General features: G+C 57.3%; 28 protein-coding genes. 24 read left to right on the top strand and 4 right to left on the bottom strand.

The window, feature by feature from the left end:
- Together BMY29_RS20380 and BMY29_RS20375 are read right to left on the bottom strand one after the other, a co-directional pair.
- A partial coding sequence (locus tag BMY29_RS20380) for a hypothetical protein (protein ID WP_143067763.1) occupies positions 1-1,168 on the bottom strand: 1,168 nt, incomplete at its 3' end.
- Between the two features lie 64 nt (positions 1,169-1,232).
- The gene (locus tag BMY29_RS20375; RefSeq protein ID WP_049991492.1) at positions 1,233-1,454 is read right to left on the bottom strand and encodes a hypothetical protein; all 222 of its coding nucleotides are present in this window, start codon (positions 1,452-1,454) and stop codon (positions 1,233-1,235) included.
- 119 nt (positions 1,455-1,573) lie between these two features.
- Here BMY29_RS20375 and BMY29_RS20370 point away from each other — a divergent pair, with 119 nt between their 5' ends.
- The 9 genes from BMY29_RS20370 (at position 1,574) to BMY29_RS21315 (ending at position 4,960) form a co-directional block, all read left to right on the top strand.
- The gene (locus BMY29_RS20370) at positions 1,574-2,152 is read left to right on the top strand and encodes a hypothetical protein (protein ID WP_143067762.1); all 579 of its coding nucleotides are present in this window, start codon (positions 1,574-1,576) and stop codon (positions 2,150-2,152) included.
- Complete coding sequence (locus BMY29_RS20365) at positions 2,149-2,421, top strand: hypothetical protein (RefSeq protein ID WP_049991437.1); 273 nt, start codon at positions 2,149-2,151, stop codon at positions 2,419-2,421. Before BMY29_RS20370 ends, BMY29_RS20365 begins: the two co-directional genes overlap by 4 nt.
- Complete coding sequence (locus BMY29_RS20360; protein ID WP_049991438.1) at positions 2,411-2,818, top strand: hypothetical protein; 408 nt, start codon at positions 2,411-2,413, stop codon at positions 2,816-2,818. The genes BMY29_RS20365 and BMY29_RS20360 overlap by 11 nt, the downstream gene beginning before the upstream one ends.
- The gene (locus tag BMY29_RS20355) at positions 2,815-3,084 is read left to right on the top strand and encodes a hypothetical protein (protein WP_049991439.1); all 270 of its coding nucleotides are present in this window, start codon (positions 2,815-2,817) and stop codon (positions 3,082-3,084) included. The genes BMY29_RS20360 and BMY29_RS20355 overlap by 4 nt, the downstream gene beginning before the upstream one ends.
- Positions 3,085-3,419: 335 nt before the next feature.
- Complete coding sequence (locus BMY29_RS20350) at positions 3,420-3,605, top strand: DUF7511 domain-containing protein (RefSeq protein WP_049991440.1); 186 nt, start codon at positions 3,420-3,422, stop codon at positions 3,603-3,605.
- Positions 3,606-3,750: 145 nt separating this feature from the next.
- Positions 3,751-4,278 (top strand): DUF8009 family protein, encoded by a 528-nt coding sequence (locus tag BMY29_RS20345; protein ID WP_049991441.1) that lies wholly within the window; start codon positions 3,751-3,753, stop codon positions 4,276-4,278.
- Complete coding sequence (locus tag BMY29_RS20340) at positions 4,275-4,622, top strand: sigma factor-like helix-turn-helix DNA-binding protein (protein ID WP_049991442.1); 348 nt, start codon at positions 4,275-4,277, stop codon at positions 4,620-4,622. Before BMY29_RS20345 ends, BMY29_RS20340 begins: the two co-directional genes overlap by 4 nt.
- Positions 4,619-4,741, top strand: a complete 123-nt coding sequence (locus BMY29_RS21635) for a hypothetical protein (RefSeq protein ID WP_275041257.1) — start codon at positions 4,619-4,621, stop codon at positions 4,739-4,741. The genes BMY29_RS20340 and BMY29_RS21635 overlap by 4 nt, the downstream gene beginning before the upstream one ends.
- 81 nt (positions 4,742-4,822) lie before the next feature.
- Entirely contained in the window at positions 4,823-4,960 is a 138-nt protein-coding gene (locus BMY29_RS21315) for a hypothetical protein (RefSeq protein ID WP_160290116.1), read from the top strand.
- On the opposite strand, the gene BMY29_RS20335 is transcribed toward BMY29_RS21315, so the two are convergent.
- Positions 4,957-5,187 carry a hypothetical protein gene (locus BMY29_RS20335; protein ID WP_241471314.1) on the bottom strand — a complete coding sequence of 77 codons (231 nt, stop codon included), beginning with the start codon at positions 5,185-5,187 and terminating at the stop codon, positions 4,957-4,959. The genes BMY29_RS21315 and BMY29_RS20335 overlap by 4 nt on opposite strands.
- Before the next feature lie 100 nt (positions 5,188-5,287).
- Here BMY29_RS20335 and BMY29_RS20330 point away from each other — a divergent pair, with 100 nt between their 5' ends.
- The 12 genes from BMY29_RS20330 to BMY29_RS20285 all read left to right on the top strand — a co-directional run bounded on the left by BMY29_RS20330 (position 5,288) and on the right by BMY29_RS20285 (position 10,127).
- Complete coding sequence (locus tag BMY29_RS20330; protein WP_049991443.1) at positions 5,288-6,340, top strand: hypothetical protein; 1,053 nt, start codon at positions 5,288-5,290, stop codon at positions 6,338-6,340.
- Positions 6,341-6,485: 145 nt separating this feature from the next.
- Positions 6,486-7,064, top strand: coding sequence for an HNH endonuclease (locus tag BMY29_RS20325; protein ID WP_049991444.1), 579 nt, complete (start codon positions 6,486-6,488; stop codon positions 7,062-7,064).
- Positions 7,061-7,207: a hypothetical protein gene (locus BMY29_RS21310; RefSeq protein WP_160290117.1), complete on the top strand. Its 147-nt coding sequence runs from the start codon at positions 7,061-7,063 to the stop codon at positions 7,205-7,207. Before BMY29_RS20325 ends, BMY29_RS21310 begins: the two co-directional genes overlap by 4 nt.
- Entirely contained in the window at positions 7,204-7,389 is a 186-nt protein-coding gene (locus tag BMY29_RS20320) for a hypothetical protein (RefSeq protein WP_074854896.1), read from the top strand. The genes BMY29_RS21310 and BMY29_RS20320 overlap by 4 nt, the downstream gene beginning before the upstream one ends.
- Positions 7,390-7,531: 142 nt before the next feature.
- On the top strand, positions 7,532-8,095 hold the full coding sequence (locus BMY29_RS20315; RefSeq protein WP_049991445.1) for a DNA N-6-adenine-methyltransferase: 564 nt from the start codon (positions 7,532-7,534) through the stop codon (positions 8,093-8,095).
- A complete protein-coding gene (locus tag BMY29_RS20310; protein WP_049991446.1) occupies positions 8,092-8,388 on the top strand; it encodes an HAD family hydrolase in 297 nt (98 codons plus the stop codon). The genes BMY29_RS20315 and BMY29_RS20310 overlap by 4 nt, the downstream gene beginning before the upstream one ends.
- Positions 8,388-8,555 (top strand): hypothetical protein, encoded by a 168-nt coding sequence (locus BMY29_RS21305; RefSeq protein ID WP_160290118.1) that lies wholly within the window; start codon positions 8,388-8,390, stop codon positions 8,553-8,555. Before BMY29_RS20310 ends, BMY29_RS21305 begins: the two co-directional genes overlap by 1 nt.
- A complete protein-coding gene (locus BMY29_RS20305; RefSeq protein WP_049991447.1) occupies positions 8,552-8,764 on the top strand; it encodes a hypothetical protein in 213 nt (70 codons plus the stop codon). Before BMY29_RS21305 ends, BMY29_RS20305 begins: the two co-directional genes overlap by 4 nt.
- On the top strand, positions 8,757-8,978 hold the full coding sequence (locus BMY29_RS20300) for a hypothetical protein (protein ID WP_049991448.1): 222 nt from the start codon (positions 8,757-8,759) through the stop codon (positions 8,976-8,978). Before BMY29_RS20305 ends, BMY29_RS20300 begins: the two co-directional genes overlap by 8 nt.
- A 477-nt stretch (positions 8,979-9,455) precedes the next feature.
- Positions 9,456-9,653 (top strand): hypothetical protein, encoded by a 198-nt coding sequence (locus tag BMY29_RS20295; RefSeq protein WP_049991449.1) that lies wholly within the window; start codon positions 9,456-9,458, stop codon positions 9,651-9,653.
- The gene (locus tag BMY29_RS20290; RefSeq protein ID WP_049991450.1) at positions 9,650-9,841 is read left to right on the top strand and encodes a hypothetical protein; all 192 of its coding nucleotides are present in this window, start codon (positions 9,650-9,652) and stop codon (positions 9,839-9,841) included. Before BMY29_RS20295 ends, BMY29_RS20290 begins: the two co-directional genes overlap by 4 nt.
- 25 nt (positions 9,842-9,866) lie before the next feature.
- Positions 9,867-10,127 (top strand): hypothetical protein, encoded by a 261-nt coding sequence (locus BMY29_RS20285; protein ID WP_049991451.1) that lies wholly within the window; start codon positions 9,867-9,869, stop codon positions 10,125-10,127.
- A 29-nt stretch (positions 10,128-10,156) separates the two neighbouring features.
- On the opposite strand, the gene BMY29_RS20280 is transcribed toward BMY29_RS20285, so the two are convergent.
- Positions 10,157-10,639: an HNH endonuclease gene (locus BMY29_RS20280; RefSeq protein ID WP_074854894.1), complete on the bottom strand. Its 483-nt coding sequence runs from the start codon at positions 10,637-10,639 to the stop codon at positions 10,157-10,159.
- A gap of 819 nt (positions 10,640-11,458) precedes the next feature.
- On the opposite strand from BMY29_RS20280, the gene BMY29_RS20270 reads away from it, so the two are divergent.
- The 3 genes from BMY29_RS20270 to BMY29_RS20260 all read left to right on the top strand — a co-directional run bounded on the left by BMY29_RS20270 (position 11,459) and on the right by BMY29_RS20260 (position 13,998).
- A complete protein-coding gene (locus BMY29_RS20270) occupies positions 11,459-12,346 on the top strand; it encodes a ParA family protein (protein WP_049991453.1) in 888 nt (295 codons plus the stop codon).
- A complete protein-coding gene (locus BMY29_RS20265; protein WP_049991454.1) occupies positions 12,343-12,696 on the top strand; it encodes a DUF7970 domain-containing protein in 354 nt (117 codons plus the stop codon). The genes BMY29_RS20270 and BMY29_RS20265 overlap by 4 nt, the downstream gene beginning before the upstream one ends.
- Positions 12,697-12,843: 147 nt before the next feature.
- Complete coding sequence (locus tag BMY29_RS20260) at positions 12,844-13,998, top strand: tyrosine-type recombinase/integrase (protein ID WP_049991455.1); 1,155 nt, start codon at positions 12,844-12,846, stop codon at positions 13,996-13,998.
- The last annotated feature ends 11 nt before the right edge of the window (positions 13,999-14,009 follow it).

Genomic DNA, 14,009 nt, shown 5'->3' with positions numbered 1-14,009 from the left:
GGAACGTCCGGTCTCCAGGGACCTTCGAGACGTTCGCCAATACGACCGAGCGACCGTCGATGATGGCGTTCGCGGTGAGATCCTTCCAGCCGTAGTTCGTCTCGAAGTACGACTCCTGGTAGACGCCGTCCGGCCTCTTGTCGGCTCCTTCCGGATGCTTGTGCCAACTCCGGATCGAACCGTCGATGCAGACGGGGACTTCGCCGTCGATGATGTCCTCTTCCTTCAGCTCGGCAACGAACTGCTCGATCCCTTCTTCCATCGTGGAGTGCCAGTCGTCGGTGCCGCCGGGGTCATCGAGGAGATCGACGCTCCAGTCCACGCCGTCTTCCTCCAGTTCTTCCCAGCTATCATACTGGTCTGGGTTAGGTTCGGCTTCATCCACGTGCGCGCGTGGCTTCACCCAGTGAACCTCGCCATCGACGACGACGCGCTCACGTTCCTTGTTCCGCACTGCCCGCCGGAACGTTTCCGGGTCAAACGGTTCCTCGTCGAGACCTTGCTCTTCAGCGTATGTCTCCATCGACTCGGGGAAGTCCTGCCGGCGAGCGAGCCAGCCGGCGTAGTCGGCGAGATCGTCGAACGGGACGGATGCGTTCTCCGCTCGTTCGAAGTCGATGATGTCGTAGAGAATCGGCGCGATACGCTCATAGGCGTCTTCCTTCGCGGACTGCCGGATACCTTCTTCACTAAACTCCGGGTAGGAGAGCGACTGGTCGTCAACGCCCATCGCCATGAGGACGCCGTCCATTCCCCAGCCGATCGAGTCCCGAAGGTCCCACGCGAGACAACGAATCGCCTCTCTCGTGTTCTCGTCTTCGAACTGCTCTTTCCACGAGAGACGGAGCGTCTCGCGGCTCCTCGGCTTCTCCAGACCGAGGTTTTCGGCAACACCGGGCGTGGTCTTGAGGTGCCGCTCGACCTCGGGCCACGAGTCCAGGCCTTCGACGACGTGGCGGTAAACGTGGAGGTTCGCCATCGCCTTGGCGTTCTCCTCGCCACGGCCCTCGTACCCGTCTTCTTCGTAGTAGATCGGTGGCCCGTGTTCGGCCACTTTCCCGGCGATGAATCGGTAATCGTCGTCAGATGGTTCTGTGGGGGTGAGGTCGAACCCCTCAGAAGCGACCTGTTCGGCGATCCGGTCTCGGGAAGCAGCCGGCCTCGACACGTTCGCGCTCTAGTAATTCACGATACCATATAAGCGGCTAGAGCCAAAATATAAAAAGAACCAGTTAGCGGTCTCTCGGGTCTTCTACGAGCTCGTAGAATCCGCGCGTTAGTCGCTTCACCCAGCCGGCCTTTTCGAGGTTGTTCAACGCGGGATCGACGCGCTCTGCTGGCATCGAGGTCTCTTCACGCACGTATCGGTTCGTCACCCGACCGCAGGGTTCGTCCTTGATAAAATCCAGCACCTTGTCCTCGTGAGCGTTCGGTTCGTAGTTCTCGTTGACCATATTCTTGACCGCCATCTATACTGCCATTATCGTTCCGATACGCACTAACTCTTTGGGTGCTGTTGGGGTGCGTTAAGCAGTCCAAAGAACTATGCCATTGGACATTGAAACGTATATGTATGGCAGAAGCGCCACCTAAAACTGAAGTGGAAGAACCAGACTGCCGGTATTGCGGAGAGCCGGTAGACCCGCTTGAACCGGGACACTACAAATCGCCGGGCGATAAGTTCGCTCACGCCGAGTGCGTCGCCGACCACTGCTACGACGACCGTGAGAAGGTCGCCACCGACGAGGGCGTCTTCCGGATCAAGTCGGTGAGGATCATGAAGACGGTCGGAACGAAAGAAGAGCTGCTCGACAGCTACTGGCAGGCAGAGTGCCCTGTCTGTTACCAGACTCACGAGACCGACAGCCACAGCGAGGACGTCCGTACAGACCTCGTTGATCAGGTTTGCGAGTGCTGTGGTGCCGAGTGGATGCCGCCGTCGGACTGGATCGAAGACTGCGAGGCCTGTGGGACTGACCACCGCGAAAGCCGTGATTGCGTCCCGGTCTCCCGCCGAGAGCCGTTCCCCGGAGTTGAGGAAGATTACGAGTGCTTAGACTGCGGCTGGGACGGGCACGGAACGGAACTCCAAGGCCCGGACGGTGAATGCCCAGACTGTGACTCACGGTCTGTTCGGGTGGTCGAAGAATGAGCGAATACCTACACTGCCCGGAGTGTCCAAGCTGCGGCGATCGCCGACAGAAGTTCCGCTTCGACACCGACCGTCATATCGGCGTGATCCGATGCCAGGAGTGTGACGAAGACATTTTCGTCGTCTCTCTTCTGGCGAATAAGCACGTAACGACCGTCAAAGATCCAATGGCCGGCGATCTCCCTGAGGCGACCTACGAGAGTCTCAAAGAGAAGGGCCGACTGCCACCGGTTGCAGAACGAGAAGGGGTCGAGATCGATGTCGAGTAACGATACTGAATGCGAGTGGTTCGCGGAGGAAGAGATTGAATCCAGAGCTGGCGATATGGTCGTCCGCTACATCGAGGATGAACGCCGACGGTTGGTTATCACACTGACCGAGAAAGAGTTTCAGGTGGCTCAGTACTGTGGAATCCTCTTTAGACACCCGTTCGACGACGGATTCATCTACTTTGGGCCGTGGCAAGACGTTGAAGACGCCCCCGGAATCACCCGGTGTCTACTCACGAAGAACACTGAGGCAGACCTTCGGAGCGGAACGAAGGGTGTCTACGATCACGACGAGTACGCCGACATTCAATTCCAACTCGAATCAGTTGAGCGCTCACTCAAGACGGAAACAGAACAGGAGGAAGGCACTCAGATGGAGAGAACTGATACACCATGACCGAAAGCACTGCTCCGCTCGACGAGGAATGGACGTTCGACGGGCTGCTCTTTCTCGGCGGCGGGCTCGTAGTCGCGCTGGTGTTCGGTCCGGCGGCGATCGCGTTCATCGCCGAACCGTGGCTCGGCGTCTATACTGGCGCGACGTGTTGGTTCATGGCGATGGGATACGAGAGCGGCCTGATTCCGCAATTCAAGTGGGAAGTGCAACGGCGCCTCTGGCCGACGAGCGTCGTTGACGAACAATCCGCTATGGAGGACAACTGAAACATGGCCGATACAGGGATGACCCCACAACGCTGCACCTCGTGTACGTTCAACAAGATGGGTGGTCGCCGATGAGCGGTTGGGAATGCCCCGACTGTGGTGGCGGATTCCCTTCTCCAGTTGGGGAAGACGGCGGCCAGTTTTGCCCGTGGTGCAGCCGTAGTCTTCGGCACGAATGGGAGCCCGATGAGCGCCCGATAGTCAGTCGTGTCAAGAAAGCCGAAGACGAAGAGGAATCGAGCACGCTTCTCGGAAAACTGCTCCACTAATATGCGCACAATATTTCAACGATGTTCGTTTGGCAAGCAATCAAACTTGGAGGTACTGTACTATCAATGAGCGAGGGACTGGATACCTTCGAGTGGGTCGCGCTGAACGACTACCAGATCGATTCGATTCACGTCCGCAATTCCGGCGCGCCCGACGAGTTCGAGATCTTCGATGTGCGCGAGGATACGGCTCACGGTGCGTGGCTCTCTGCGACTGAGGGGAGTTATGTAGATCTCGACGACGCTCGATAACGCAGACTGATCTTTTTCCTCCAGCTCGAAAGTTTCACTCGCAACGTGGTGTGTGCTAGATCCGAGAATCTAGTCTGTCGTCCGATTGTCCCATTACTACCAATTGGGGGTAAAGTATAAGTAGTTACCACCGTATTGTAGTAATATGGCGCAACAGATTGCGGCCGACGGCGGCGACGACCCAATGAACCAGATCGACGACCGACTCGCGAAGGTCGAGAAAATCACGATCTCGTTCGAGACCTTCAAGAAAGCACTCAAGCGCAACTTCCTGGACGAACCGGACCGCTGGGGGCGCTCGTACGTCCTTCGCCTGTACCCGCCGTTCGAGGCCGAAATGGAGGCTGAATACTACGAGAGTGAGCAGGGTGTTCACTACAACGACGAGTGGAACGAGAAACCGATTCACATCTCGCCTGAGACGATCATGCTCGAGGAGACGGACTTCTTCAGCACCTACGGCGGTGTTGAGTGGCCGACCGAAGCCAATACGCGCAGCGAGTTTTCCGAAGAAGAAATCGAAGAAGGCGGCGGCATCGAGAAGTTCGTTGAAGAGGGACGCCGGATCTTCTGGGAGGAACTGAAACACTCACTCCCCGAGGAGTTCGATATTGGACGGGTCAGCCACTACGCACCGCACACGGTCGAACTTGAATGGGAGGACGTCGAATGAACGCTGACGACGCGGTTTCCGAGCTGGCCAACGCCGGCTTATTGACTGAGCGGCAGGCAGAGGCGTTTGTCCTCCGTGACGTCGAGGCGGTTCCTCGAGAGGCTGCGGCGGACTCGATGGGAATATCGAAAAATACGCTGGACAATACGCTCAGCACGGCTCGAGAGAAAGTCGAGAAGGCACAGCAGACGGCCGAGGCGGTCGAAGCGATTCGCTTCGAAACCGTCCCAGTCGAGTGTAGCGAGTGCGGGGACAATCTCGGACAGACCTTCAGCCGGGACGACAGCGGAATGGCACTCTGTTTCGACTGTGCTGGAGTCGATCCAAGCGAGGTGGACCTATGAAGCTGAACGAACCGGACGAGTGCTCGGAGTGTGGTACTGACGGAATCAATATGCGCAGCGGGAACAAGGGGGACAATCACTGGAAATGTACCGTCTGCGGAAACGAGCAGTGGATCTGACGGACTGGTAGAGTCTTTCCGCGGTATGTCCGGTTGTGCACTGTAACGCTACTTATCAACGCGCGTGACGTACCGCCTGGTATGCCGGACGACGAAGACGAAGAACCCGGTCTCTCCGAGGAAGACATCGAGAAGCTACAGGAGATCAAGGAGAAGAACAGCAAGGTCGGCGCTAACGAGTATACGATGGACGTCGGAGAAGACGAAGACGAGGATTAGTCTTTGCAGACGGCTTCGCGCAGCTCGTCGGCGAGACTGTCGTGTTTCTCGAGCGCCTCGAGTTCCTTTTCGCCGAGCCTATCGATCCGTTTTCGCACGCGCGTAACGACGACTCCGTAGTATTTCTCTGTTACATCAGCGTCTCCGAGTAGAATCTCGCGCTCTCGGTCCGTCATGAGTCCACGCGGTCCATCGTCGGCCATGACGGCCTGTGCAGTGCGGTCCATGTTACAATTTACGGTAGGCTACGCAGTTCTGTAAAGCTACCGTATGATGTAGGCTACAGTATGCGTTAGCTATAAGTTGTTGGCTACAATATACTGTAGTATGGCAGAGAGACAAGCGAGCGATCAACTCGAAAACGAGACCAAGCGGAGAGCAGAGTCCTATCTGGGAACCGTCGTGCGCGACCAGCGAACGCGATACCAAGTCGTCGATATCGAGAGCCCGACGGACGACCCAATGCTCAAAGACGAGCCGACGATCGTCGGTGAGACGCCGGACGGCCACCGGAAGAGCTGGGGACTCTCGATCTTCGAGGACCTCGAAGTGGTCACTACCGAACTCGAGGCACCGGATCGACCGGCCCCCGTGGTCGAAATGAGCGTTCAGGAGGGGCTGATCACTGAATCAATCCACTACCAATCGAACGCTGTCGTCGAGTGCGAGTGCTGTGGCGAACTGGTCCGCGAGCCAGATGCGACGCCACACATGGGCGAACCAACGGATGCACACGACCACAGTTCGTGGAGATGCGATTCGTGCTCCTCGTTCAGCGACGAGGAAGCCGAGGGACTCGACGTCGATGAGGATGACCTGGAGTCGTGTCCATTCGCCCGCTGGAGTGACCGACTCCAGGCGTGGACGATTGGGAGCGACTACCGGATTGACGACGGACTCTGGCAGCCCGACGAAGTCGAGTCGGCGACCGTCGAGACACCAAGCGGCACGGGTACTTGCGATTGCTCTTCCCCGTCGTGGGACGAACTCGAGGAAGAATCCACTGAGTCCAGTGCGGAGAACGACGGTAGCGAGCCGGTTCTGGTGACTGACGGCGGCGTTGATAAGTCCGAAGACGAAGGCAATCGCCTGCACCTGTACCTCGTCACGAGCCATCCGAAGGAGGAGTACGTCGGCCTCGTCGAGTCTCGGGAGCAGCCCTACGCGGTGGCAGAGAAGAACGTGGAGCGTCGCGTCGACAAGCGCAACGTCGAGACGAACGAAGGGTTCGTCATGAAGGTCGTGGGCCTCGGATACCACGACTTCGAGAGTTCCGATCCCGACCCGGATCACTTCTCACGCGTGACGAAGCGCAAGCTCGCAGAGATCGACGACGAGTACCTCGAGCAAGCTGGCGTTGATGTGGAGGTGCCAGCGTAATGTCTGCCGATGGGACCGAGCAGGAAGAGGCACCGTACGGCCGGTGCATCCTGTGCGATACTCCATACGAGACCTACACCAAGTCAGACGGACCGAATAGCTGGAAGGTCGGCAAGACGTGTCCAAACGAGGAGTGTGAGCACCAATGAGCGGTAAATCTGGAAATGAACTGTATCCAGAAGAACAGCAGAACCCATGGCGGGACAAGGAGTTGATGGAGAAGCTGTATGTCGACGAAAAGATGGCAGCAAATGATATCCGCAAGCTGTTCGATTGCTCCATCTCTACCGTGCTGAAATGGCTCGATGAACACGGGATCGAGAAAAGATCGATCAAAGAGGCCAAGCAGTTGAATCACGGCCTTCACGCGAATTTTTCAACGAATCCCCAGGGCTATGAGCAGTGGAGATCTGGTGACAACAACCTCCTCGTCCACCGACTATTGGCCGTCGCAAAGTTCGGATTTGAGGAAGCGGGGGAACTCCATGTCCATCACGAGAATGGGCTCCACTGGGATAACAGGCCAGATAACCTCGAGTTGGTTTCAAACGAGGATCATCAGAAGCTACACCGGAAAGTGAAACCACCCGAACGTTGGGCTATAGCATCCCTATACGACGCAACCGAGATGTCCAGCAGGGATGTGGGAGATGTGTTCGGAGTCTCAAATAATACTGTTCTGAACGTCCACAAGGAGAAATTTGGAGGTGACGCAGAAGCATGAACGGACTTGGTCAGTGTCAGGTCTGCGATAACGGCCACGTCTCGAACTCGTACAGGATCGACGGCAAGAAGATGGGCGTCTGCTCGACGTGCGAGACTGAACTGCGAAAGAGCGGCCGGCTCAAGCCGGAGGTGACAGCATGAGCGGAAGAAATCACCCAGCCCCAGGCTCAAAGATGCAGGAGGGTGGAACAGAGTTCGCACCCGAACCGATCACGTGTGATCGATGCGGCGATCTCGCGACTCGAACCTGGGAGGGCGACCGAGAGTTCCTCCAGCTCTGTGAGGGCTGCCACGATGACCTCGGGAGGTGGCTCAACCAATGACCGACCTCCCTTGCTGTCCAGAGTGTGACGAACCACTGTATGCCGACGAGGAGTGGGCGCTACGCGCTGGTTTAGCTGTTGGTCAGCCGGTAGAGAGCGGTGACTACGTTCACGCACGCTGCAAACGAGGTGAGTCCGCGTAATGTCCGAGAAAGGAACTGATCGCGAAAAATGGGACACGCCGCCGGGACACTTCGGGTCAAAGACCGATGAATGGTCCACTCCCCCAGAACTCCTCCGCTCACTCGAGAAAGCTGTCGGCGGATTCGACCTCGATCCGTGTTCTGGAGCAGAACGCAAGTCGATCGCAGAGCAGACGTATACCGCTGAAGATGACGGGCTGAAACAGGCCTGGTTCGGTACTGTCTGGTGTAATCCTCCGTATTCGGACATGGAGTCGTGGATGCAGAAGGCGGTCAACGAGTCAAACCGAGAGGATGTCGATCTTGTGCTGGTTCTCGCGCCAGCTCGCACATCGACCCAGTGGTTCCACAAGTATGCGACGAAGGCAGACGCGGTCGCGTTCCTTGAAGGACGCTTGACGTTCGGCGATCCTCGAGAACAAGTCAGAAACGCCCCGTTCCCGTCGATCATCGCAGTCTTCGGCGAGTATCCCGAGGACTTAGGCGATACTCTCGACAGGCGCGGAATGGTGTACCGGTCGGACCAGAGAGACCAGCGAACTCAACAGACGGTGATAGCATGAGCGAACAATCTTCCCAGCGAGTCAATCGAGTACTCGAGATCGAGGTTGCAGCAGACGGCGACCACTCGACGCACGAGAACACGGTTACGGTGTTTCTCGTCGGCGATCCAGACAATGTGAAAGACGAGCTCGTGAAGGCCGCTCGCATGGTCGACATGAAGCGGCCTGGTTTCCTCGGAAACAACCCGAGTGCATCACTCAACGGGACGGATCCGATCGATGACGCTGAACGACGGCAGTTCATCGACGAGAATCAAGAAGACGTCCTTATCGGATCGGAGGTGCCAGTGTAATGCAGGAACCGAAACACAGCCTTCTACGCGCTAAGCACGCGCTCCAGAACGCGAAGGATGCGCCGGTCGGCGATGTTCTCTCGGAGATCAACGAGGCTCAGGGATTCGTCGACCGCGCTCTTGACGAGTGCGAGTGCAACGAACAGCCGAGTGGTGATCAGCGATGAATGCGGACCATCAACTTTCTCGCTTCGGGGTCGATGTCGGGCCCGACGACGATCTCGATCGGCGGGATGACGCCGAGATCACCCAGCAGTGTGTCGCGAAGAAGGCCGACGGTGGCCGCTGCCAGAACGCAGTCTCGCACATGACGGACGACCCGTTCTGCTCGAGCCACTCGAGAATGGACGACGTCGAGGTGATTCTCGATGTCTGACCGTGCAACGTCCGCGGGCGAAGGTAATCAGATTCAGGTCAGCCCGCTCAGTTACGACCAAGAGGCCGAACCGTGCGCTCACTGTGGCTCGCACTGGACGCACTTCACGGAGTACCACGGCAGCTATGACTGTCACTGCGAGTGCTGTGGCCGTGTCTTCAAGAGCCGAGAGCGACGAAACGAGGAGTTCGACGAAGAACTCGAGGTGAGCTAAGTTTGTCCCACCGACTTGATCTCGGTCGCCAGTGTGGTCTGTGTGGTACTGAGTGTAATGAGCGCGAAGGTAGCGCATACGGCGGACTCTGGGTCTGCTACGGGTGTCAAGAATGAGCGATCAATCAAAGAGCCAGATGAATCGAGAACTCCTGCTGATGGCCGCTATCTTGGCGATCGGCGTGACACTGACGTTCGTCGCGGGGAAATTCGCGGGGGTACTATGAGCGATTCGTCTCGAAAGAGGACTATTCGCGGTGTCTGCCGTGGCTGTGGTGACACCGTGCCGGCTGACGAACCGTGTGCTAACTGCTCGAGCGAATGGGTCAAGCTACCCGCTACGGGAGACAACTGAGCCATGACGACCGATAATCCCGAATACGCATACGAGTGCGATAATTGCGGAGAGGCAACGACCGAACACGGAGAATGTCACGTCTGCGGGGCGCTACCGTGGGAAACCAAGGAGGACTGAGACATGGAGGACGAGTACACTATCGGAGACCGAGACGTCTCGATGGACTGGTGCCACCGCTGTGGCGAGCCGCTCGAGGAGCACGCCGAGGCGACGATCGACGGCGAGGTTCATCGGATCTGTCCCGTTGAGGAGCGAGCTGTCGACGAGGAGAACCCGCAAGAACAGTTGACCGCTTTCGGGGGTGAAGCGAACCGATGACGGGAGATGCAACGTCCGACACGGGAGACTACCGCTGTCCCGAGTGCGGTCATGAACACGAGGGACACGTCGAGTGGCACAAGACCGACCGGGAGGACGAGATCGCGCTGGTCTGCGAATCGTGCGGGTTCGTCAACTACGTCCCAGCTGCGGACGACGTCGAAATCCCCGAGGAGAAATATGAGTGACCGACCTGAGGCACAACTGAATCGTATGTCCGACTATGAGATTCACAAAGCACTCACGAACCTCTCTTTCGTGCCGATCTTCATCGGCTCGATCTTGTATCTAGTGGCAGGCTATATCGTCATGCGACCGGGAACTGCTGTAGCCGTCTTCGACGGTATCGAGTACGTGCTTGCTGCCGTCGGTTTCGTCCTTATCATCGGAGCAATAGCAATTCGCGTCTGGGCTGAGAGAGGAGGGACGGAGAGAAGACGAAGACTCCTCAGACGTATTATGGAGTGTGAGTGAAATGGAAGGCGACCAACCTGCTGAACGACTTATTCGCTGTCCGGAAACACGTCCTCTATCTCGGCAGCCCATAGCTTGAGTCCTTCTGCACGTCCGAGATAGTAGATTGCTTGACTCCACGAGTCCATTTCCTGAAGGTGCCACCACGGAATCATTCCATCGCGTATGGGTGGCGTATCTCCCTCATCAACTGCCTGGTGACGGTCAATGCGAGCATGCTTACGCATATTTTCAACTGTTTCTTGGACTGCTTCCAGATGGTTCGTTATCGCCTTCTTCGTCGCAGATTCCAGAGCCTTGTGACAGCCTAGACAGACAGTGAGTAGATTGTCTTCCTTGTCGGATCCGCCATTCCGACGCGGGTTCAGATGGTGGACATGAAGTCCCTTGTTGTACCGTTGTTTGTGGGCGTCATCGCTCACACCACAGAATTGGCACTTCCGATTGTCTCGTTCGAGGACGACTTCACGCATCTCTTTCCAGTTGTCTGGGTCTTCCTCAACGGAATCCATAGCCACCTTCTATCACGATGTCTCTGAAAAAACTGTAGCCACCATCGATCAAGCCCCCGGACAGATTTCTCGAGCCCGTGGAGTAGGCGAATGTGAGGGGATGATTCGACCGCTACTTCTATGTGAGATTTTGTAGTACTACACATCGATGTCCGACGGAATCCGAATGCGCTGTCACGAGTGCGACCACGCCTGGACGTACACTGGCTCCATGCCACGGGGTGCGTACACGAATTGTCCGAATAGGGACTGCCGATACAAAGTCAAAATTCCGGAGGCTGAGTAATCATGCCATCTAACAGAGTATATGAGTGCCCAGATCCCGACTGCGGATATGAGGCGCGCGAAATCTCAGAATTGACCGAGCACATCAACAGCAAACATCCTGGTGAGTACCAGCGGGAAGACTGGCCAGATACAGATGCCGGCCGCGCGGCGAGATCTCGGGACCAGGCCGATGGCGAAGATGAGAGCGACGAAGACGCATGACTACGTGTAGGACACAACGCCTATCCTACTTGCGAGCATATCCTCAAGTGCCGACTCTGTCGGCTGCCAAATACCAGCTTCAACTGGGGCGGCTTTGCCGCCTGTGACTCCTACTCCCCGTCGAGTGGCTATTGTCTGATAGCGGCGTGCACTATCTACAATAGGTGCAGTAGGTACAATAGGCACAGTAGCTACCTTACCTGAGGTACCTATTGTAGCTATTGCAGTAGAACTAAGAACCTATAGAATGACGTGTATATCGTCCGCTGAAACAGTACTCGGCACAATAGGCTCCTATTGCGCCTACTGCAGCGGACGGAGTCACATAATATGGCAGCTACGAACGATCCGCGCGCAGTTAGTGTCGTCATTCTCAAGGGCGGCGTCGGAAAGTCCACGACTTCGATGAACCTCGCTCGGCAGCTCGCTGAGCGCGGCGATGTCCTGTTCGCTGACCTGGACCCGAACGGCCACGCAACAAACGGCCTCGGCTTCGAGGACGCCTACCAGGGCGACGTGAATCTCGGCGACGTAATTCTCGAGGGCAATGCGACGCCGGCAGACCTCATTCAGTCAACCGAGTACGGATTCGACTTGCTACCGTCGTCGAACACGCTCGAGGACGTTGAGAAAGACCTTGCTGGGGCAATGCAGGGATCGGCGAGGGTCAAATCGAAGATCGTGGACCCACTTCTCGGCGACGAGTACGACTACATCGTCTTCGACTGTCCGGCGTATCCGGGCATGCTGAACAACAACGCCCTCGTCGCGACGGGCAACGTTATGATCCCGATCGAACCGGGCTCGAGCGCGATCGGCGGCTACAAGCGCACGATGGAACGACTCATCGAACCCGCACGTGAGTACATCGACGTCGACGTACTCGCGGTCGTCCCGAACAAACTCTCTGACCGGATCGACCAGCAGACCGAAGATCGCGAACTTCTCGAGAATCTCAATACGGCCAGCTACGAGGTCAACCCTGGACAACCGCTCCAAGAAGCAGTACCGGACTTTGCTCGGATCACGGCTGACGAGTTCGACCAAATCGATAGCGGGGAGATCGCGACGCCGAAGCCGGGAATTCGCCACCGATCGGCACTCTCCCGGTCGCTACAGCATAACCAGCCGCTGCAGGATCACGACCCAGAGAGCGACCAAATCCCGTACTACGAGGAGCTTGCGGGGATCGTCTCGAACGGAGGTGTCGATCGATGAGCAATCCGTTCGACGACCTCGAGAGCGATGCCGACTCGTCGTCAGAATCTGATTCGGATGATACTCACCGAGAACAGTCGTCAGACAAGCCTACTCGAGAGACAGAGGAGAGTGCTGGAACCGAGGGGCCGCCGTTCGAATACTCCGAGGTTCGACAACGGCCGCTCTATGCTCGAGGCGAGACGTGGGACAATTTCGACGACGCGCTCGGTATCACGATCATCCCTGAACTGCGAAAAGCAGGTATTCGAGACGAAGAAAAACGGGAAATTCACGACGCCGTCTTGCGATTAGCGTCGGAAGAACCAGAACGTGTCGCGGAGTTAATCGAAGAGGAAAGAAAGCTATAGCGACATACAGTATATAGAATACTATTTTGCGGTGTTGGGTCTCGAAAGTACTGATATTAGACGATACAGGCCTTATTTGATACACTTGGCTAAATACCAGTTTAACCAAGGGACTTTACTAGGGTAGACACTGTACCCCACATACGAATGTCTACACCCAGCGAGAGACGGGCTAACTCCGGGGGAACGACTGTCCGCGAGGCCGTCGACGACTACCTACGGTACAAGATCAAAGCCGACGGGTCCGAGACGACCATGCGCTCGCCGCTGTACCGATTCGCGAGACACTGCCGGAACGAACTCGGCGTCGAGCTGGTCGGCGACCTCGAGCCGACACACGTCCGCCGGTTCAGCGAACACCTCTACGATAAGGTCAAACTCGAGGACGACCCGGACGAACGACTCGCGGCGTCGACGGCACAGACGTACTTCGCCTACGTGCGGGCGTTCCTGTCGTGGTGTGTCCGCGAACAGCACCTCGAGACGAACCCGGCGAATACGAACACGGCAGAGGACCCACTCCCGCAGGACGACGGGAAGCGGAAAACCCAGTACTGGTCAGACCGCGACCGAAAGCAACTCGAGCACTACGCGACCAAGCGTGTCGACATGGCGCTCGAGGGAACGATCCGAACCGACGCACAGACGGCACTGCGCGACCGGGCGATCGTGGTGATGCTCGGCGGCACCGGCGCACGCGGAGCGGAATTGTTCGCCGACCCGAAAGACGACAAGCGACCGGGCCTGCGCTGGTCGGACGTCGATTTCGACCGGCAGTTGATCGAAGTGTATGGAAAGTCTCGCGAGTACGAAGAGGCACCGTTCCCCGAAAGCGTTCACAACGTGCTCGATCGGTGGTACGGTTTCCTCGAGCCGCCGACCGACGAGTGGCCAGTCTTCCCGACCGGCCACTATGGATCGAAAAAGGACCGACTCGAGGAAACGGTCAGTGAGGAAGCGGTATCTGCGGCACTCGAGGGTAGGGGCGACGCGGGGAAAACCGAGGTTCTCGACTCGCTACACCGTGAACATGAGGTCCCGCCGCCGTCGATCTCCAAAGAGGGCGTTCGCCGGCTGTTGAAACGACTCACGAAAGAGGCGAACATCGACCCCGACGGCGATTACGACTATCTCACGCTCCACGGCGCTCGACGGGCGCTCGGTCGCGACCTGTACGCGAATGGCATGTCCGAAAAGGCTCAAGAAGCGTTGCGGCACCAGTCTATCGAGACAACACACGAAGCGTATTCAGACCTTCAAATGGAAGACGTCTCGAAGAGTATCGACGAGGTTCGTGAGTAGCTCCTGTGTGA

Origin of the sequence: Natrinema salifodinae (genome assembly GCF_900110455.1) — an archaeon.
GTDB classification, from domain to species: Archaea; Halobacteriota; Halobacteria; order Halobacteriales; family Natrialbaceae; genus Natrinema; species Natrinema salifodinae.
Note: the sequence above shows the minus strand (reverse complement) of the source record. Positions and strands in the feature narration are given on the sequence as shown.

Bases quoted from the DNA above. Each gene is read 5' to 3' on its own strand.
- BMY29_RS20375 (WP_049991492.1), bottom strand. From the start codon at position 1,454: ATGGTCAACGAGAACTACGAACCGAACGCTCACGAGGACAAGGTGCTG.
- BMY29_RS20370 (WP_143067762.1), top strand. From the start codon at position 1,574: ATGGCAGAAGCGCCACCTAAAACTGAAGTGGAAGAACCAGACTGCCGG.
- BMY29_RS20365 (WP_049991437.1), top strand. From the start codon at position 2,149: ATGAGCGAATACCTACACTGCCCGGAGTGTCCAAGCTGCGGCGATCGC.
- BMY29_RS20360 (WP_049991438.1), top strand. From the start codon at position 2,411: ATGTCGAGTAACGATACTGAATGCGAGTGGTTCGCGGAGGAAGAGATT.
- BMY29_RS20355 (WP_049991439.1), top strand. From the start codon at position 2,815: ATGACCGAAAGCACTGCTCCGCTCGACGAGGAATGGACGTTCGACGGG.
- BMY29_RS20350 (WP_049991440.1), top strand. From the start codon at position 3,420: ATGAGCGAGGGACTGGATACCTTCGAGTGGGTCGCGCTGAACGACTAC.
- BMY29_RS20345 (WP_049991441.1), top strand. From the start codon at position 3,751: ATGGCGCAACAGATTGCGGCCGACGGCGGCGACGACCCAATGAACCAG.
- BMY29_RS20340 (WP_049991442.1), top strand. From the start codon at position 4,275: ATGAACGCTGACGACGCGGTTTCCGAGCTGGCCAACGCCGGCTTATTG.
- BMY29_RS21635 (WP_275041257.1), top strand. From the start codon at position 4,619: ATGAAGCTGAACGAACCGGACGAGTGCTCGGAGTGTGGTACTGACGGA.
- BMY29_RS21315 (WP_160290116.1), top strand. From the start codon at position 4,823: ATGCCGGACGACGAAGACGAAGAACCCGGTCTCTCCGAGGAAGACATC.
- BMY29_RS20335 (WP_241471314.1), bottom strand. From the start codon at position 5,187: ATGGACCGCACTGCACAGGCCGTCATGGCCGACGATGGACCGCGTGGA.
- BMY29_RS20330 (WP_049991443.1), top strand. From the start codon at position 5,288: ATGGCAGAGAGACAAGCGAGCGATCAACTCGAAAACGAGACCAAGCGG.
- BMY29_RS20325 (WP_049991444.1), top strand. From the start codon at position 6,486: ATGAGCGGTAAATCTGGAAATGAACTGTATCCAGAAGAACAGCAGAAC.
- BMY29_RS21310 (WP_160290117.1), top strand. From the start codon at position 7,061: ATGAACGGACTTGGTCAGTGTCAGGTCTGCGATAACGGCCACGTCTCG.
- BMY29_RS20320 (WP_074854896.1), top strand. From the start codon at position 7,204: ATGAGCGGAAGAAATCACCCAGCCCCAGGCTCAAAGATGCAGGAGGGT.
- BMY29_RS20315 (WP_049991445.1), top strand. From the start codon at position 7,532: ATGTCCGAGAAAGGAACTGATCGCGAAAAATGGGACACGCCGCCGGGA.
- BMY29_RS20310 (WP_049991446.1), top strand. From the start codon at position 8,092: ATGAGCGAACAATCTTCCCAGCGAGTCAATCGAGTACTCGAGATCGAG.
- BMY29_RS21305 (WP_160290118.1), top strand. From the start codon at position 8,388: ATGCAGGAACCGAAACACAGCCTTCTACGCGCTAAGCACGCGCTCCAG.
- BMY29_RS20305 (WP_049991447.1), top strand. From the start codon at position 8,552: ATGAATGCGGACCATCAACTTTCTCGCTTCGGGGTCGATGTCGGGCCC.
- BMY29_RS20300 (WP_049991448.1), top strand. From the start codon at position 8,757: ATGTCTGACCGTGCAACGTCCGCGGGCGAAGGTAATCAGATTCAGGTC.
- BMY29_RS20295 (WP_049991449.1), top strand. From the start codon at position 9,456: ATGGAGGACGAGTACACTATCGGAGACCGAGACGTCTCGATGGACTGG.
- BMY29_RS20290 (WP_049991450.1), top strand. From the start codon at position 9,650: ATGACGGGAGATGCAACGTCCGACACGGGAGACTACCGCTGTCCCGAG.
- BMY29_RS20285 (WP_049991451.1), top strand. From the start codon at position 9,867: ATGTCCGACTATGAGATTCACAAAGCACTCACGAACCTCTCTTTCGTG.
- BMY29_RS20280 (WP_074854894.1), bottom strand. From the start codon at position 10,639: ATGGATTCCGTTGAGGAAGACCCAGACAACTGGAAAGAGATGCGTGAA.
- BMY29_RS20270 (WP_049991453.1), top strand. From the start codon at position 11,459: ATGGCAGCTACGAACGATCCGCGCGCAGTTAGTGTCGTCATTCTCAAG.
- BMY29_RS20265 (WP_049991454.1), top strand. From the start codon at position 12,343: ATGAGCAATCCGTTCGACGACCTCGAGAGCGATGCCGACTCGTCGTCA.
- BMY29_RS20260 (WP_049991455.1), top strand. From the start codon at position 12,844: ATGTCTACACCCAGCGAGAGACGGGCTAACTCCGGGGGAACGACTGTC.